Source organism: Cerasibacillus sp. JNUCC 74 (genome assembly GCF_053667775.1).
This window is the reverse complement of the sequence record NZ_CM132207.1, coordinates 1,150,160-1,168,395: the sequence shown is the minus strand read 5'-3', so window position 1 is coordinate 1,168,395 and position 18,236 is coordinate 1,150,160. Positions and strand designations below refer to the sequence as shown.

Below are 18,236 nucleotides of genomic sequence, written 5' to 3'. Positions count from 1 at the left end.
ATAGGTAACCTTAAAAACCGGAAAGCTGAATCAGGCTTTTCGGTTTCTTCTACTTTATTTCGAAAAATAAAAATATCCAAACGGTCGATTAGAATCACGTATAAAGTGCTTTGCTTGGAAACCTTGTTTGAATAGCGACAGGAAAACTTTGCGTGTTTTCATTCGCCATTCTAAAGCCTTTTGCAAATCTTCTTTTTTTAACTCTAGTATATTGTTAGGAATAGTGACAAAATATTCCTTTCCTTGAAGCAACTGATCAGCTATATCTGCCGTAACTGGATTTCCGTTAACTTCATTTAATAACAGTTGATCATCGACTACTTTCTGGACATCCATTGATGAACGCTGGTTCCAATACCACTCTATAATCATACGATCAGAGGGCATTCCTTGATTTAACTCATCCTTCATTTCACCATAGTAATTCTCTTTATATGTCATTCCGACAGCTCCGAGTTTAGCCAAATTAAGATATGCATTTAAGCTTTGCAGCGGATCAAATGTCCACTTCATTTTGGTATACCCCATTTGCTCTGCTATTTCTGCTTGCTTTAACTTTAGCTTCATCCCTAACCCCATTTTTTGATATGGTTGTGTAATTCCAAGCATATGCGAATATAAATATACTTCTTTTCCATCATAGGCACTAAACCCATATGAAAAGCCGACTAATTGGTCCGTATCATATGCGCCAAGCATAAGCCCACCATTTTTTACTGTTGTATAGGTCTGATGCACAGGTGTAGCATTTCCCCAGATCGCCTTCTCTATGGGGATCACCTTTTCCAATTCATGTTTTTCCACCAACTGTTCAATCCTTATCTCACTATTCATGGCATTTCTCCATTCTTCAATTTCATTTGTTTATTAGCTGCCAACAGGGATTTATCATGTGCAGCTCTCCTTAAAGGATAAAGTGAAACTTCATTTCTTGGAATGCTTTTCCCAAGAAATGTTAGATGAACCAATCGGGCATTTAGGGGCCGTTTTCTCACACTTTGACTTCTTCGTATTGCCTACACTCTTAAAGTGGGAGTATTACGGCACCTTACATGCGGGATAAAGTGAAACTTCATTTCTTGGAATGCTTTTCCCAAGAAATGTTAGATGAACCAATCGGGCATTTAGGGGCCGTTTTTTACCACTTTGGCTTCTTCGTATTGCCTACATTCTTAAAGGGGGGTATTACGGCGCCTTACATGCGGGATAAAGTGAAACTTCATTTCTTGGAATGCTTTTCCCAAGAAATGTTAGATGAACCAATCGGGCATTTAGGGGCCGTTTTTTACCACTTTGGCTTCTTCGTATTGTCTATGTCTACATTCTTAAAGGGGGGTATTACGGCGCCTTACATGCGGGATAAGCATACACCAGCTGTCTCATTTTCCTTTCTCCAGCTTCATAAGATGACAAGCTGCCTCATGTCCTTTACTTATTGTCACGGTACTAGGCTTTTCAAACTTACAACGTTCAAAAGCATGGGGACACCGAGGATGAAACATGCAACCACATGGCGGATCTGATGTATCTGGTAGGTCTCCTTTTAACTTGGTTGATGACTGCTTGTTTCCTATCGTTGGAATAGCTGAAAATAACGCTTGTGTATAAGGATGCTTTGGATAAGCTCCTATTTCTTCCGTCATGCCATGTTCTACTATTTCTCCCATATACATCACAGCAATCCGATCGCAAAAATACTGGACAATATTTAAATCATGAGAAATAAATAAGTATGTCAAAGAATACTTTTCTTGCAACTCTTTCAATAAATTAATAATCTGGGCTTGGACAGAAACATCTAGCGCCGAGACTCCTTCATCGATTACTATAAATCGAGGCTCTAAAATAATTGCTGCTGCAATAGCTACGCGTTGTCGCTGTCCTCCACTAAGTTCGTGAGGATACCGATACAAAAAAGAAGGATCTAAACCTACTTCTTTTAATGTCTGAATAATTTTTTCATTTCTGTATGCCTTATCCCCAATTCGATGCAATACTAACGGTTCATTTAATATCCACTTTATCGTTTTTTTGGGATTCAATGATGAATATGGATCTTGAAAAACGATTTGTACTTCTTTTCGCCATGCTTTTAACTGCTTAGTCGAAAACGTAGAAACATCTTTCCCCTTATAACGAATAGTTCCGTCTGTTTGCTTCATTAATTGAGTAATCAGCTGACCAATTGTCGACTTGCCACAACCGCTCTCGCCAACTAAACCAAAAGCTTCACCTTCGTATAATGTGAGCGATATGCCATTAACAGCTTTTACAAACGAAGGTTTTTCGAATATATTTGTCCGTTTTTGTTTGTAAAATTTTTTCATATTTTCTATTTCAATGAGTGGCTTCATAAGCTGACTTCCTTCTCTTTTGCATATAAATGACAAGTAACTGTCTGCTCATTGAATTTATACGTATGAGGGAAAATTTGTTCACATGACGTTATTTTGAACTGGCAGCGATCGGCGAAGGGACATCCCGTATGCCGAATATGGAGCTGTGGTACTGTACCGGGAATTGTATATAATGGCTGTCCTCGTCTTGCGCCATCTGGAATTGATTGTATTAAGCTCTTTGTATAAGGATGCTTTGGCGAACTTAAGAGTTTTGATATTGATCCTTGTTCAACGATTCGTCCTGCGTACATGACAAGCACACGATCACAAATGGCATGAATAACTCCCCAATCATGTGAGATAAAAATCATCGATGTGTTCCGAGTCTGTTTAATTTTTTTAAAGAGCTCTACTATTTGTGCTTGGATTGTAACATCTAAGGCAGTTGTAGGTTCATCAGCGATAATAAGCTTCGGCTGGCCAATTAAAGCCATCGCGATTACAACCCGTTGACGCATACCGCCAGATAACTGGTGGGGGTATGCTTTCCATAATTGTTCAGCACGAGGTAACCCAACTTCTTTCATGACAGATATGGTCTTTTCTTTCATATCTCTATTCGATAAGGTTGTATGCTGTTTCAATACCTCAGATATTTGTTTACCAATTGTTAGTACAGGATTAAGCGAAGTCATTGGCTCTTGAAAAATCATGGAGAGTTTTTTCCCCCTAATCTGCTGCCACTGCTTTCGAGATAAAGCTGTAAGCTCATCATCCTGAAAAATAATCTTGCCTTGCTTTATGGTGGCATTCTTGGGGAGTATTCCCATAATAGCTTGGGAAGTTAAACTTTTTCCACAGCCCGATTCACCAACAATACCGACAACCTCATTGGGGTAGACGGAAAATGAAATGCGTTCTAGTGCGTTAAACTCTCCCTCCGGAAGCTGAAGGGCCACATCAACTTCTTCAACTGACAATAAAGGTTTTACCATTTAAGCCCCTCCTATGCCTTTCTATCCTGAATGTCACGTAAACCATCACTTAATAAATTAAACCCTAACACCATCATTGTAATAATACCTCCAACAATAATTACATACCAAGGAGCTGATTCAATATAGGGCTGTGCTTCCTTTAACATCCTTCCCCAACTAGGATCTGGTGGCTGAACACCTAAGCCCAAATAGCTCAAGCCTGACTCAGCCAAAATAGAGCCAGAGAAACTTAAACTTGACACAACTAGTATAGGGGAAATAGCATTAGGCAAGATATGGTTCAGAATAATATGAAACGCCCCTGCACCCTTGGCGATACTTGCTTTAACAAAATCATATGATTTATATTGAATGAAGCTGCTCCGAATAACTCGAGCAAATGCTGGAATACTCATAATTCCTAGTGCAATTATTGTATTTTTCATTCCCGCTTCAAAAACAGCTATCAGCATAATAGCTAATAATATACCTGGAAAAGCTAGCATCGCATCAATAAATCGCATCAGTAATTCATCGAGCCAACCGCCAAAATACCCTGCACAAGCGCCTAAAACAAAGCCAATGCTCAACCCTATCATAACCGTAGTTGTTCCAATTAAAAAAGCAGTCTGAGCTCCTTCCATCACCCTGCTTAGAATATCTCTTCCGAAGTTATCTGTACCAAATGGGTGGGCTAATGATGGAGCCGCAAGTCGATTAGTCGGATCAATCGCATTAGGCTCATACGGTGTATAAAATAAACTAATAAACATCATGAACAATAAAACAATAACAAAGCTCAATCCTAAATAGAAAGGGAGTCGATTTGCCTTGTTCATTATAGCTGTTCACTCCTTTTGCTAATTCTTGGATCAATGAGCTTATATAATAAATCAATTATGAAATTGATTACTAAAACGATCACGGCAATATACAGCACCATGGATTGAACAAGCGGAAAATCTCTCGAAGTAATAGATTGAACAAGCAAATTTCCTAATCCAGGAAGTGCAAAAACATTCTCAATGATAATACTGCCGCCAAGCGTATCGGCGGTTATTAATCCAATAATGGTTAATACTGGAATGAATGCATTTCGCAGTACATGTCTATACAAAATCGTTCGCTCTGATAGACCCTTACATGTTGCTGTTCGTACATAATCCATTTTTTTCTGATCCAAAATCGTATTTCTTAAATATCGAATGACAACTGCTATGTTCGAGATGGCAATTGCTAGCGATGGCAAGAAATAGGCCCGTAAAGCACCAAAAAAATCCTCTGACCAAGGGACGTAACCAAATGTCGGAAACCACTTTAAGATAACCGAAAAAAACAATATTAACATAAACCCAAACCAAAAGGATGGAATAGAAATCCCCAGTTGAGTAATCATAGATAAAAAAACGGATATGAATTTTCCATCCGTACGGGCAATGAGAATTCCTAACGGAAAGCCAACCAAAACTGTCAACAGCATGGAAAAGACAGCAATTGACATGGTCACCGGTATTCGATCCGCAAGAACTTCGCTAACAGGAAGCTGATAGCGTAGTGACTCCCCTAAGTCACCTTGAAAAACACCTGCAATCCAATCAGCATACCGTTCCGTTACTGGACGATTCAACCCTAACGCTTGTTCCAAATTACGAATTTGCTGTTCATCAGCATCCAGCCCAAGAATAATTTGGGCTGGATTCCCTGGTAACAGTTGAAATACAAAGAAAATTATTAGAGAAACCATAATTAATGTTAAGATGAACATAGAAGTTTTATATAGATAATACCTCACATCAACGTCTCCTTTACTAGACGGTTATTCCGTATAGTATAAGTCTTCTAGGTTGAACTTTTGAATTGGGTACATCTTCCACCCTTTCAGGCCCTTTTTCATTGCAACAGTCCGATATGGATCCATAATAAATACCGAAGCAGCATCTTCTGTTAACAATGTTTGGGCTCGCTTATAAATAGTAACTATTTCTTCTACATCTGTTTCTACCAATGCTTGACGAATCAACTGGTCGTACTCTTTATTCTCATACTTGACAAAGTTATTTTTATAATCACTAACATATCTGCTTAAAATTTCATACGGATCTAATTTCCCAGTAAATCCAATAATCGTACTCTCATATTGTGCTTCATTATATACTTTTTCTAACCATGTGCTGAATTCAATGAGCTTCATATCTACTTTAATCCCAACTTGACTTAGTTGATCTGCAATCACTTGCGCAGTATCAACATGAAATTGGTAATCAGAGGGAACCGTTAATTCTAATGTAAATCCATCAGGGTACCCCGATTTTTCTAATAATTGCTTTGCTTCTTCGGGATTCGTTTGATACGTATCTTCTAAACCTTCTTGATAATAAAGTTCCATGGAAGGACTAAAGTTAGAACCAAGCTTAATTCCTTCACCTTCTGCTACTGTTTCTATAATCATATCTTTATCAATTGCCAGATTAATTGCTTTTCGAACGTTCGGATCATCTAATGGTTTTACTTTATTGTTTAGCGCCATCAACTGTACCATATTTTGCGGTGCCGATACCGTTTCAATCAAATCATCTAATTGCTGCTTACCTTGCGAAGAAATACCGGGAATAACATCTATCTCTCCTGACTTCATTGCTAGAATAGCAGATTCTGGATCTGGCATAATCTTAAAGTGAACCTCATCTATTTTTGGTACTTTTTCTGGATCATAATAATTTTCATTTTTTACTAGCCGTAATTCTTGTCCGACTTTATATTCTTCAAACTTAAATGGACCTGCACCAATTGGTTTTTCACTTTGTTTATCATAATCAGCCGGTAAAATTGGTCTAATCGTCGCTGCCAAAAATGCTGAATTTTTTTCCTTTAATGTGATAACAGCCTCTAAATCTGATGGTGTTTCTATTTTTTTAATTATTTCAAATTGCGAAGAAATCGGCTCTCCCCCACTTAATCCTGCTAATTTTTCATACGAATATTTTACATCTTCAGAGGTTAACTTTGAGCCATCATGAAAGGTAACATCTTTTTTCAATTTAAACGTATATACTTGTCCATCATCAGAAACTTCATAGGACGCTGCAATGGCCGGCACCAATTTACCTGCTTCATTGGTATCTAATAAACCATCATAAACATTATCCATCATGGACATCGTATCGGTTGCTGCCGACTGATATGGATCTAAAGTATCAATTTCTGTACTCATGGCAATTCTAACAATACCGCCGGATTTTACCTCATCGTTTGCTTTTGCTGATTTGTCTTCATTCTTCTTGCTGTCATTGGAGCACGCTGTTAATAAAAGAGAAATAAATGATAAAAAGATAAGTAATTTCAATCCATTCTTTTTCATAATAAAGCCTCCAATATATTATATGGTAAATGTAAAACCTTCCTTTGCTAGATAAACAGGTTGACCCAATACACTCTCCACTTCTTGCTTTAATTGCAAGATATCACCAAAATGAGGAAAGTGAGTGAGAACAACATGTTTAGCTTTCGCTTTTGTGGCAATATCCGCTACTTCTTCACTGGATAAATGCCCTTTCATCATCCCTTTCTGCTTCCTATAAAAGCTGCATTCAATTAACAGTAAATCCGCAGCCATAGCAAAATCGACAAGTGCAGTTGTATAGCCGGTATCACCAGAATATACAAGCTTGCTTTTGTTATTACTAACTTTCATTGAACAGCAAGGAATTTCGTGAATATTTTCAGAAAATGTTAGCATTAATGAACCGATGTTGACAGTGTCAGTTAATTGCAACTGATGCACACGCATCACATCCGGAAATTCAAAGGTTAACGAAGCTATATCTTCTGTATACACATACACATCTAAGGGCTTTGTTCGTTTACCTAACTGTGTTAATATCAGCATGGCATACTCTAAACTATAAATATCTGCCATATGATCTGTATGTGTATGGCTTATAAATACAGCGTCTAAATCTTCTAAATTTGCTCTTGCTTGTAGTTTAGAAAGTGCTCCGCTGCCACAATCTAATAATATTTTCGTATTTGAATCTTCTATGAGGTAACACGACGTTGCTTTATTTGCCTTTGGATATGCCCCCCAATAGCCAATCGTATGTATTTTCACTCTAAACCTCCTAACTGTAAAGTAAAACTCATCATCATATTCTAGTTATTGACTTTTTTAATCCGATCACCATCCTAATAAGATAAATCTTTTATTGGTAATTTATATTAACAAATAGCTTGCTTAAAGAATCCAAAAAAGTATATCTCCTTGTTTCCAAGTAGATGAAACACGTAAATAGAACTACTCTCATTATCTTGAAAGATCCATTCGTGAACCCGCGTTACTAAATGATCTCATTTAAAAATGAAATAAACATCGATCTCCATTTTAGTAAGATATAGTTCGTGTTCCTTTCAACAAACCCCTTCCATTAAATATTTCTTTCCATCTTCTCTAGTTTTGATGTAACACCTGATCATATTCTAGCATGGTTTGTTTACTTTTTATCATTAATAACCCTAGATGTGTCCGCATACAATTATTTATTCGCTAAACTGATAAGGAATTTGTTATTAATGATCACTCTCTCAACATTTAGTTGAAATACATCTACGTTTTTTAATCAACAACCTAAATTATTGTATAATGTTTCACATCCTTTATTAGTGTTTTGACCAATCCTATAAGAATGAATTCTTATCGTTTAATTTATAAAATGTATTTATTCCCGTGATATGGGAAGCTAACTACCTACGTTAAACAAAAACACCACTTCTGAAAATTACTATTTTTTTATGTTCGTGATTTTAGTAAAATACAAGTTTAATCTTTCCAAATCTCCTAATCCGTTTAACTATAGATGGAAATAGTTTACTTTTAAGAAAAGTAAGTTTGAATAACGATAAGATCTACTAGCAATTGCTTTTTGGCAAAATATTCGATTTTTAATAAGTAGAACTCATTTTAACCCCGAGAAGTTGATAATCTCTTACATATACTGAAACTTTCATTCAATCGTGCGCTTTTCTCCTTGAAGTGTAGTCTTACGGAACCTTAGATGCGGGATAAAGCCTAAAATTTTTATACTTTCCTTAGTGGAACACAAGCTAGAACGCCTTACTCTGACGAGGAAGCTTGAGCACTGTTGCAGGAGTGAAGCAACCTCAAAGAGCTAGGCGCTGAATCTGGATGTGAATAGACTATCTTACAATGAACTAATTTTATAAATTCCTAGAAAATTAAATTCCCTTTATCCAAAATATTCCTAAAATTATTACATGCTTTTTTTGAGTAGTATAACATATTTTATCAGTTTTCGTTACCTTATTTTAATTTATAGGGTAATCCCCTTATAAATTAGAACTATACTTCATTTATAAAATCTCTCTCTCAGAACCTTTTTGAACAAGAGGTGGAAGCAACTATTTTTTATCAATGGGGGCATCTATTGATACTTTTTATCGCTATCTCATGATTTTAGCGTTAAACTTGACTAGAATAACCCTTTTTATTTGGAAAAATCCCTGTTAAAATGCTAATGAATGGAAGGAGTGAGTGGTGTTGAGTAAATGGATGAAAGAGAGCATGATCATTATTATCGGCTCTTTTATTTTTGCATTTGGAATTAATTATTTCGCGATTCCTAACAACTTGTCAGAAGGTGGTGTTATTGGCATATCCATCGTAACGTACTACCTATTTGACTGGTCTACTGGAGTTGTGAATTTTATTATAAATGCCATTTTATTAGCAATTGGTTACCATTATTTTAATAAAAGAGTCATTATATATACGATTATTTCCATTGTTTTTTCTTCTCTATTTTTACACCTCACTAAAAATATTGGAGAAGCAGGAAATGGTGACACCTTGCTGGCAGCATTATTTGCAGGACTAACAGTTGGAATTGGTTTGGGATTAATTTTTAAAGCGGGAGGAACTTCTGGTGGAACAGCTATCATCGTGCGCTTATTAAACCAGTTTATCGGTTGGAGTTTCGGTAAAGGAATGCTAATAATGGATATAGCTGTAATCGGACTTTCTGCTTTTGTCATAGGTCAAGAAAAAGCGATGTATACATTAATTTCTGTGTATATAGGTGCTAAAGCAATTGATATTATCGTAGAAGGTGCTAACGAACGAACTGCTGTACTGATTATTTCAAAATATCCTGAACACGTATTAGAACAAGTGACAAACCATATGTCTCAGGGCCTTACTGTATTAGAAGGTAAGGGTGGTTATACTAAAACAAATAAAGAAATCCTTTATATCGTTATTAATAAACAAGAAATTGTCCAATTAAGGCGTATTATTGAAAATGTCGACAAAAATGCCTATGTAACTGTCCATAGTGTACAGGAAATAAACCGAAGAGGGTATAAGGGAAAATAGCCGAAAAACTCTTGACCGATGGATTCCGTCATATAAGATTTAACTTTCATTGTACATAGAACAGCCTGTTATTTTAAAACAGTGGAAGAAAGAAGATTGCGTTAAGAATCTTACAACAGCCCATTTATTGCTCATACGGATAATAGGGACACTTCCCAGCATAAAAATAACAGATGAGCCTCTCCTCCATGGATAAATAAAGTTTGCTTAACGGCTAAAGGTTAACGAAGCAAAACGAGCTAGATGTCTAGTTCTTAACCAAGAAAACTCAAATAAAAATCTTGGCTTTAAACTGTCTTTTAAAAAGTGGAAAAAATAATAGAATAATTGGAGAACATATAAGTGAAAACTTTCCGGAATTTTTCTAAATAAAGTCTTACTCTTCTTTAACAATAAATCGGTCTTTTAAAACGCTCACTACATTTGATGTGGTGAGCGTTTTACTATAATAAGATGATCAGCTGTGCCAAACACTTGTCGTCCCGTTAAGCATCCTTACTGGCTTATGGAATCTATTCATTAATGTATACCGACATTTTCCTCCTTGAATTTCAAGGCGGTCATATTAGTATTGACGGTAGAATTGAACAAGTAGGATTTCTCCTTGAAAAACCGCGATGTGTTGCTGTCGTAGCTTCCGCTTTCCCTATTGACTCAAACGAATCGGAAATTTAGGAATCTTTTTATCATATTCGCATCATCCTATTCAGATTTTAAAATAAAAAATACAGTTCCTTATTTGGAATAAGGGAAGCATATCCCTGCCTTAGGTGTATACCGGTGCTTTACGGCAAGCCCGCTTTTAGTCGGCCTTCTTTAAATTCGATTTCGATATTAACTTCTCATAAGAAGATCGAAGTTTTACGAGTGCTTAAGCTAGACGTAAATACTTTCCCAAAAAAGTTACTCAAAAGGTACAAACGAATATACTTCCTAAACAACATTGTAATTTTTCAAAAACGTGGCATCTTAGTCCTTTTATCCTCTTTTTAAAACATACATTATAATTTGACCCGCTTGCTATACTTTTTAACCAATTGCTGATTATGCTCGTCTGCACCTTCTATATTCCCACTTAGGAAAATGGGAGGTTCAACGTCTTGTTCTGCCATTTCTTCAATTGCTTTGGCAAACAATGCATTTAATATTGCTGCACCGATTACAGTTGAACTTGGTGCAAAAGGTACTTTAACTTTTTCATGAGATAGTAATGCATCACCTACAGGTGCGTGATTATCAATCACTAAATCGACTGCATCGAATAAATGCTTTCCACTAGTGTGACGAGACGGTTGACTAGAAGAATAAGTAATCGAAGTAATGCCAATGACATAAGCTCCTTGCTGTTTCGCATAGTTTGCCACATCTACTGGTACAGGATTCCGTCCTGAAGTCGAAATAACAAATACAATATCGCCTGCTTCAATACCTTGTTCTTCCATAAAGTTTGCTGCATAATTATTTTGTCTTTCCAACGTGGATGAACGAACAGCCCCCTCGTGAAGCATTAATGGTTCATGTAGAATTGGATGCATCGGAACAAGCCCACCAGCCCGGTAATACACTTCTTCTGTTAAAATATGCGAATGACCACAACCAAATAAATGAATAACTCCGTCTGATTCGATGGCTTTAGCAACCTTCTTTGCCGCTTTTTCCATCACTTCCATTTCTTCTTTTTCAACTACTGCCAACAGCTCTGAAATTTTTTGAAAGTATTGTTGGATCAATATGTTTTCCTCCCTCTATATAATTTAAAGGCGTAAACAGTTTGTCAATTCTGCTCTTTTGTAATCATAGGTTTTTGTTTAATTTTCACTAGCTTTTAGCATCATTAGCATGTTATCTAAAGCAAGATCGATAATATATTTTCCCTTATCTTTAGTTGCTAACGTGGCATCTCCTAATACTGCTGATGTTGTGAAATTTTCCCATGGAGTAGGAGTGACATCTGCATCGTTTGGTATAACCGGAATATCGTTCAAAGCTTTACTCATATCTACATATTCAGGTGCTAAATAAAGCATGTACGATGTTTCAATTTCGCAAGCATGAAAATACGTGGCATGCGCTGATTTTGTTTCTCGAACCTCTTTAGCAGCTTTATTCATCCCTGGATAAAAGAAATAAAATACTTTCATTTCAGGACAAGTCGTAAATAAGACCCGTGCAGCATCCTTTAACGCCGGCTGATTACCTAGATGACCGTTTACCATCGCAAACGTCTTAAAGCCTTGTCGATATAAACTCTCTCCAATATCGACTATCATGGAAATTAGTGATTCATTCGATACATTAATACTTCCAGGAAAATTACGTAAACTCCATACTTGTCCATATGGCAGTGTAGGCAAAACAAAACAATCAATTCGTTCTGCTAATCGTTTTGCAACACGTTCAGCCAATAAATTATCTGTTCCTAATGGCAAATGAGGGCCATGTGCTTCAACCGCACCAACTGGCAAAACGGCAATCTTTGTTGTTTTCAATTTTTCCTCTATTTCAAAGGAATTTTCATATTGAAACTCCATTATTTACACCTTCTTCTTTTTTTGAAAACATAGCTAGCACTATTGTTTGACAAACGTGTTTGTCTTATCGATTTTATTTAAGATCTAAAAACATTGTAACGACGAATGAATCTCTCTGTTACAGTTTGTAATTAACTTTTAAAAGTAAAGCATCTAGCTGGGTTTTCTACAAAAAAACGATTTACTAATTGTTTTCCTGAAAAACCTGATTGATCAGCTTCTTCCATAAAGCGTGGAACCCATTTACCTAAAATATTTTCTAGACCTAAGCCATAATCATAATGTTTGAAATATGTTTTTCGAGCTGTATCGCCACTAATAAGAATTTGCTTTTCATAACCTTTTTTCACTAATTCGAAAATACAATGAATTCGAGTACTCTCTGGTGCATATTTTATTTTGGCTATTCCATCAAAAGAAACAAATGCTCCTGTTTGTGCAACCTTCTCATGGTAGTAAGGGTCTGGATTTCGATCCATATGACCGAAGCTAACATATTCTAAATTAACACCTTCAGATTTTAGTATTTCTATTTGCTCCAGTGCCATCGTACCTGCCTCTGTATGCGAATGAACGGGCGCTTTCGTCTCATGGTGTGCTCTTGCAACTGCTCGTATCGTTTTTTCTTCTAAAGGAGTAATCCGATTATATCCAGTGCCAAACTTTACCTGTCCTCCAGGCGTATTTGTACCTTCCAATCCTTCTTCTACTTCTCTGATTACAAAATCAGCAAGTTCATTAATGGATTTAGCTTCAATCCATTCGTAAAAAGTAGCATAATCACCAATAATCTCTTTTATATGTGCTGGTACTTTTGCTCCCCAGAGAAAGCTTTTATTAAAACCAGCTGTTCCAATAATCGTGATACCTGTTTCTTCTGCTATTTCTTTTACAGCCATGACATCTCTACCATAATCAACTGCAGTAGCATCAACGATTGCTTGTCCGCCAAGCTGCTTAAAATCTAACACATCCAGCTTAGACTTTTCTTTATCATCAAGCAGTAAATCATCTTCTCCTCTTTCAGCCCAAAATGGCGGCCGGCATACAATATGTTCATGTGAATAGGTGACTCCTAATGTCTTAGGGTCAATGTCGCCATGAAACGTCCGAATAAAACTCATTTTTATTCACTCCTTATTAGTAATTTTTAATTTGCTTAGATAATAGGAAGAAGGAACAGATGTCTGTTCCCCATTTCCGTTTTGAGACTCTCTTCAACGTTTAAGCATAAGTTTTATTTAGAAGAATAGCTGGGCTAATAAGCGGACAAGCGGTCCTAAGATAAACATATCCGAGTCAGCAGCCCACATGGCTGTATCAGGAATTGTGTCAGATATTAGCATTTTCACCATAAAAAATTGTCCCCATGCTACTACTGTTGAAGTAATAAACCCAGCGATTAGTGCACCGCGAACACCTCCGGTTGCGTTTCCAAAGACACCGGCTGTTGCCGAATGGAAGAATAGAACAATCATCGTAGGTACAAATACGTAACCAACTGTATTTCCTAGCACTACGAGCCAGATTAGTGCCCCAGCAAACGCACCTAAAAATCCTAGAATAACTGCATTTGGTGCATAAGGGAAAACAACCGGGCTATCTAAAGCAGGCTTTGCTCCAGGCACAATCTTGGTAGCAATTCCTCTAAAAGCGGGTACCATCTCACCAATAAACATCCGAACTCCCAGTAAAACGACAGCTATTCCAGCAGCAAATGTGAAAGACTGAATAATAGAATAGATAATAAAATTCTTATCGCCTGCTGCAGCAACTAATTCCTGAGCTCCCGGAGTATCCTTAAAGGAGATAATGATGGCACCAATCAAGAATAATAACCCCATTGTCAGTGCAGTGATTACATTTGAATCTCTTAAAAATTCCAATCCTTTTGGGAGTTTTATTTTTTCTGAATCATTTTCTTTGTTTCCAAGTACCTTGCCAGCTAATGCCCCTAATAAAGCGACGGAAGCAGATGTGTGTCCAAGTGCAATATTATCATTACCAGTAATTTTCCTCATAAAAGGTTGCGTTAACGCTGGCTGAATCGTCCAGTATAACCCCATAAAAATAGCTAAGAAAATAACAAGTTTCGTAAATGAAACATCCCCGGCTGCTTGTACAACAACCCCAGCGAATATCGTAGTTGTCCAAAACATCATATGCCCAGTTAAATAGATATATTTTAGTTTCGTAAAACGAGCCAATAGGACGTTGATCACAAACCCTAATGTCATTGCTAATGTTACTGCACTACCAAATTTTGCATTAAATCCTTCTTGTCCCATGAACTTACCGAGTGGCTCGGCTGACAAATTAAATACCTCTTTCCAGAGCGGTTCAAATACGGTTAATGCGTTTACAATAATTCCAGATCCAGCACTAATAATTAAAAATCCGATTACTGCCTTAAAAGTGCCACTAATCGTTTGACTTGCCGATTTTTTTTGAAGTAATAATCCTAGTAAGACGATAAATCCTAATAGTATTGCAGCTTCTCCAAAAACATTCGTGGCAATCCAAATAATAATATCCATTGATCATTCCTCCTATATTTTTATCCCGCATGTAAGGTGCCGTAAGTTTCCCACTTCAAGTCCTGAGTTGGTACAAAGGGGGCTAAGTGGGAGATAACGGCACCTAAATGCCCGATTGGTTCAAGGGCCTTTAGGTCATACCCTTGTGGTACTAACATTCCGTGTAAAAAGCATTTCACGGAATGAAGTTTCACTTTATATTGAAACCTCTGTTAAGAGGCTTCAATATTTTCTTTCAGTGCTTCATTAATTTCATCCATGTCAAAGTAGTTGTTAACAATGACAACTTTTGCCTTATGCCCTTGCAAACTTTCTGCAAGCTCATTACTTGTGATGATATAATCAGCATCCATACTAGAAGCTGCTGATACATCTGTATGTTCTACATCCGCTTGAATCCCCATATCACCAAGAACTTGTTCCACATTCATTTTCAATATGAGGCTTGTCCCTTGACCTAACCCACAAACAGTTAATATTTTTAACATTGTCATCTCTCCATTTCTATAACTTTTTTTATATCATCAACAGTAGTTGCTTGTAATAATTGATCAATATTACTTGTATCATTCAATAAGGTTGTTAATCTTCTAAGCAATGTCAGGTGGTCAGAACTGGAAGCCGCACCTAGTCCAAATACAAGACGAACTGGATCATTGATGGCATGTCCAAATGAAATTGGTTCTTTCAATTGAACAAGGGAAACAGCTGCTTCATTAACCCCATCCTCAGGTCGAGCATGAGGGATAGCTATTTGAGGAGCTAATACAAAATAAGGGCCATTTTTCTGATAAGCTTGTTTCATAGCTTCTATATAAGAAGGCTCAATCAATTCTTCATCTAACAGTAATTGACCGGCAGCAGTAATTGCTTCTTCTGCATTATTCACTTCTACGCCAAGTTTTATTAAATTTTTTTCCAAAAAATTCATGATTTACAAACACCTGTCTTTCTCTATGTTATTCCAGTTCGTTATGGGAGTACGCTTTAATTAGTTTATAAATATCATGTTTATCGTGTGCGTCCATCACGAGTTGTTTATTATTTTTATTAGAAAAGAGCTTTGTCAGCTGTGCTAAAGCCTTTAAATGCTGTTCATTATCTTTTGATGCTAAAACAACAAAGATGGAAACATTTTTTCCCAATAAATCAACCGGCTGTTGTAAACAAAGCATACTCATTCCTGTTTTCTTTACACCATCATTAGGGCCGGCATGGGGTAAGGCAAATCGCTCAGAAATAACGATATAAGGTCCATTTTGATAAATCGCTCTCAACATTTTATCTACATAGCGAGGCTCAATCGTTTTATCATCAATTAATGGTTGAGCAGCAAGCTTTATAGCTTTTTGCCATGTATCCACATGATCGATTAGTCTAATCCGATGTGAAGGCAACAATTCCTTTAAGTTTCTTTTCCTTCCGCTACTTACTACATGACCAGGGGTATAAAGATACCTTTTTATCTCTTGTTGCAAAGCATCTTCGTTATGGATGGTAGCATAGCGTTTTACCATATCAATTAATGCTTCCACGGAATAGTCTTGCTTCTTATTCGTCGCAAACATACTATTTACTTTTTTTAATAGCTGTTCCTTATCATCATTACTTAATACAGGGCTGACGACAAATACTGGTATACCACGATCAGGTAGGGGTATCGTTGAGACAATAAAATCGACTGCTAAATCCATTTGCTGATACTCACGTAGAGAAGTTACTCCACTAATTTGAATATTGGAAAACAATCCTAACAGCTGACTTTCTAACAACTTTGACGTTCCCAAACCGTTGGTGCAAACGATTAATAATCTCTTTTGTCTATTGTCAAGCACCACTCCTTCTTTACGAAGCCATCCACCAAAATGTGTCGCAATGAATGCTACTTCATTCTCATCAATTGGTTGTTCAATCAACTCTTCAAAATGCTTCATTACCAGCTTTGTAATGTGAAACACTTCTGGATACGTTTTCTTAACAGAATCACGTAACGTATTTTCTAGTTTAATACCATATTTGATTCGGTAATAAGCGGGCTTTAGATGCAACAGTAAATTTTCAATAATTTTCTTCGGCTCATCAAATTCAACAGCAGCATATAGCTGAAAGTCTGCCACCATCTTCTCAACTACACCAACCAAAGATTGCATCACACTATTTTCTTCATATGGATTTAAGTCATAATTTACTTTCGCACTAAGTAAATATTTAGCAAAGTAGTAAACCTCTTCTTCATAGTTATGCTCTCCTGGCAGTACCTTAAAAAGTTCCTGGCATAACATCTTAGCACCTAAGAAAGTGTCCGTCGATTCAATTACTTCTCTTTCAATTGGATCAACATCAATAGTGGATCCTTGTTGCATACGTTTCATAAAAAAGTGAAACCAAATAACTAAACTATTTAAAACATCATCAATAATTTCAATATTAAATTGTTTTTCATATGCGATTAAATTACGATGAATCTGGTGAAGCCAATTACGATTAAAAATGGAATACGTTTGAGGCAGGGCCGTTTTACCTTTAGGTTCATCATGCAAAATGCTATACCAGCTATCTATCGGGGTGATAATTGACAAATATTGGATTAATACTTTTCTGACATCGGTTTCATTTCCAATAATATGATACCCTCTGCCTCGTTCTGTATACATATTTAATTGATGACTCTCGATTTCATTTTTTAATATTCTTACATCATCTAGAATTGTATTTCTACTCACTTGAAAAAGCTCTTGTAAATCTTCTACAAAATAGGCGCGCACACCACAGGTTATATGCAAATAAATCCATGCCTTGCGCTCTTCCTTTGTATATTCATAGTAATCATCTTCTAAAAGTGTATAGCCTTTCGCAATAGCTTTTTTCGTACTGTCATCCAGATATATTCCTTCTGACCTTACTTGTTGAATCGAAGTCAAGCCCTGTTCCTGAAGCCAATCATTGATTCTTCCGATATCGTTATAAATCGACCTTCTGGAAACATTAAACATATCAGAGAGCTGGGCGATAGAAATATATCCATCATGAACTGCTAGTTTTTTTAATACTGCCATACTACGTTGATTCATAATTATCCTCCTGCCATCAAAATGAAGTAAGTAGTATGTCTTACATTTATTATAGCCAATAGTAGTTATTATAATAAGACCAAATTGATCACAGCCATTTGTGCAAAATTGGGTCATCCTTAAATAAGATCCCTCAGATCATGAATTTGTATAGAACTTATACAAAACTAATCGACGGCTTTCTTTTCGGATCTAAACGATATTGGTAAAAGTAACTAACGACCTGTGCTTTCAATTACGTATATCTCTAACTAAGTAAATAATGTCGTTTTGAATAAACTTGAATTGAACAGCCACTTTACGAACAAAAGTTAAAAATGCTCGCTTAGCGCTGTACAAACGGTAGAGCTTCAGAAGAGGTAAAGTGAAACTTCATTCAAGGAATACTCTTCTCTT

15 protein-coding genes are annotated in these 18,236 nt (G+C 36.5%); 1 reads left to right on the top strand and 14 read right to left on the bottom strand.

The features are described 5' to 3' along the window. Nucleotides 1–54: 54 nt before the first annotated feature. From JNUCC74_RS05215 to JNUCC74_RS05185, 7 genes are all read right to left on the bottom strand, one after another. Nucleotides 55–834 carry a GNAT family N-acetyltransferase gene (locus JNUCC74_RS05215; RefSeq protein WP_454067192.1) on the bottom strand — a complete coding sequence of 260 codons (780 nt, stop codon included), beginning with the start codon at nt 832–834 and terminating at the stop codon, nt 55–57. 545 nt (nt 835–1,379) lie between these two features. Then, nucleotides 1,380–2,354 (bottom strand): ABC transporter ATP-binding protein, encoded by a 975-nt coding sequence (locus JNUCC74_RS05210; protein WP_454067191.1) that lies wholly within the window; start codon nt 2,352–2,354, stop codon nt 1,380–1,382. Further along, nucleotides 2,351–3,334 carry an ABC transporter ATP-binding protein gene (locus JNUCC74_RS05205; protein ID WP_454067190.1) on the bottom strand — a complete coding sequence of 328 codons (984 nt, stop codon included), beginning with the start codon at nt 3,332–3,334 and terminating at the stop codon, nt 2,351–2,353. Before JNUCC74_RS05205 ends, JNUCC74_RS05210 begins: the two co-directional genes overlap by 4 nt. 11 nt (nt 3,335–3,345) lie before the next feature. Next, nucleotides 3,346–4,155: an ABC transporter permease gene (locus tag JNUCC74_RS05200; RefSeq protein ID WP_454067189.1), complete on the bottom strand. Its 810-nt coding sequence runs from the start codon at nt 4,153–4,155 to the stop codon at nt 3,346–3,348. Continuing rightward, nucleotides 4,155–5,108 carry an ABC transporter permease gene (locus JNUCC74_RS05195; RefSeq protein WP_454067188.1) on the bottom strand — a complete coding sequence of 318 codons (954 nt, stop codon included), beginning with the start codon at nt 5,106–5,108 and terminating at the stop codon, nt 4,155–4,157. Before JNUCC74_RS05195 ends, JNUCC74_RS05200 begins: the two co-directional genes overlap by 1 nt. A 24-nt stretch (nt 5,109–5,132) precedes the next feature. Then, entirely contained in the window at nt 5,133–6,674 is a 1,542-nt protein-coding gene (locus tag JNUCC74_RS05190; protein ID WP_454067187.1) for an ABC transporter substrate-binding protein, read from the bottom strand. A gap of 18 nt (nt 6,675–6,692) precedes the next feature. Next, nucleotides 6,693–7,424 (bottom strand): MBL fold metallo-hydrolase, encoded by a 732-nt coding sequence (locus JNUCC74_RS05185; protein ID WP_454067186.1) that lies wholly within the window; start codon nt 7,422–7,424, stop codon nt 6,693–6,695. Nucleotides 7,425–8,879: 1,455 nt separating this feature from the next. Here JNUCC74_RS05185 and JNUCC74_RS05180 point away from each other — a divergent pair. After that, nucleotides 8,880–9,701 (top strand): YitT family protein, encoded by an 822-nt coding sequence (locus JNUCC74_RS05180; protein ID WP_454067835.1) that lies wholly within the window; start codon nt 8,880–8,882, stop codon nt 9,699–9,701. A 1,001-nt stretch (nt 9,702–10,702) separates the two neighbouring features. On the opposite strand, the gene JNUCC74_RS05175 is transcribed toward JNUCC74_RS05180, so the two are convergent. From JNUCC74_RS05175 to JNUCC74_RS05145, 7 genes are all read right to left on the bottom strand, one after another. Then, entirely contained in the window at nt 10,703–11,431 is a 729-nt protein-coding gene (locus JNUCC74_RS05175) for an SIS domain-containing protein (RefSeq protein ID WP_077319829.1), read from the bottom strand. Between the two features lie 78 nt (nt 11,432–11,509). After that, a complete protein-coding gene (locus JNUCC74_RS05170; RefSeq protein ID WP_454067185.1) occupies nt 11,510–12,232 on the bottom strand; it encodes a creatininase family protein in 723 nt (240 codons plus the stop codon). A gap of 131 nt (nt 12,233–12,363) precedes the next feature. Further along, nucleotides 12,364–13,356 carry a phosphotriesterase family protein gene (locus JNUCC74_RS05165; protein WP_454067184.1) on the bottom strand — a complete coding sequence of 331 codons (993 nt, stop codon included), beginning with the start codon at nt 13,354–13,356 and terminating at the stop codon, nt 12,364–12,366. Nucleotides 13,357–13,473: 117 nt separating this feature from the next. Then, a complete protein-coding gene (locus JNUCC74_RS05160; RefSeq protein WP_077319826.1) occupies nt 13,474–14,769 on the bottom strand; it encodes a PTS ascorbate transporter subunit IIC in 1,296 nt (431 codons plus the stop codon). 212 nt (nt 14,770–14,981) lie between these two features. Continuing rightward, nucleotides 14,982–15,257, bottom strand: a complete 276-nt coding sequence (locus JNUCC74_RS05155) for a PTS sugar transporter subunit IIB (RefSeq protein WP_077319825.1) — start codon at nt 15,255–15,257, stop codon at nt 14,982–14,984. A 2-nt stretch (nt 15,258–15,259) separates the two neighbouring features. Continuing rightward, a complete protein-coding gene (locus tag JNUCC74_RS05150; RefSeq protein ID WP_454067183.1) occupies nt 15,260–15,700 on the bottom strand; it encodes a PTS sugar transporter subunit IIA in 441 nt (146 codons plus the stop codon). Nucleotides 15,701–15,728: 28 nt separating this feature from the next. Next, a complete protein-coding gene (locus JNUCC74_RS05145; RefSeq protein ID WP_454067182.1) occupies nt 15,729–17,840 on the bottom strand; it encodes a BglG family transcription antiterminator in 2,112 nt (703 codons plus the stop codon). Nucleotides 17,841–18,236 lie beyond the last annotated feature (396 nt).